General features: G+C 43.1%; 2 protein-coding genes. One reads left to right on the top strand and one right to left on the bottom strand.

All coding sequences use genetic code 11. The annotated features are described in order from the left end of the window. Positions 1 to 240 (bottom strand): TetR/AcrR family transcriptional regulator (locus A3738_RS07785; protein WP_156504076.1); only part of this gene is annotated, 240 nt, incomplete at its 3' end. A gap of 123 nt (positions 241 to 363) precedes the next feature. On the opposite strand from A3738_RS07785, the gene A3738_RS07780 reads away from it, so the two are divergent. Then, positions 364 to 562 (top strand): hypothetical protein (locus A3738_RS07780; protein WP_156504075.1); only part of this gene is annotated, 199 nt, incomplete at its 3' end.

Genomic DNA, 562 nt, shown 5'->3' with positions numbered 1-562 from the left:
AACAATCTGTTCGTGAAACTCGGCGAATCGCTCGAAGGCGCGAGCGCGACAAGCATCAAAAATCGCTTCTTTGTTTTCAAAATAGCGATATGGCGTCATGGCGCTGCAACCAGTCGCCAGGGCAATAGCTCTAATTGATACGTCACGGTATCCGTGTTTCGCAAATAGTATGAGTGCTTGGTCCATAAGCTTTGCTCTGAACTCTGCCACTTCTTGTTCGTCTAGTTTTCTTCTTCCCATGAGTCATACGATAAGTTAAAAAATTGACAGTGTAAAATTTACAGTGTAAAAAATAAATCCGAAAGTGTGGACTCGTTCGTAGTTCCGGTAGTTTTTTTAGAAATCCAATTAAGTGAGGAATAAATGCCATCCATTCAAAGGTTGACCAATTCACCCATTTTTCTTGTTTCGGTGTTTTTTGTTTTCCTCTCGGCAGCACTTGGCGTTAGTCGAATAACACATTCTTCAACGAGCAATGACATTGCTGCGTCAGCCGTTTTGGTTGAGACGCTTGGTGATGGTGGCGAGATTTTCGTGCCAGAATATGAGCAGTTTGTTGCGC

This window comes from Oleiphilus sp. HI0066, assembly GCF_001635725.1.
The sequence above is the reverse complement of the archived record's forward strand: the minus strand, read 5'-3'. Positions and strand labels throughout refer to the sequence as shown.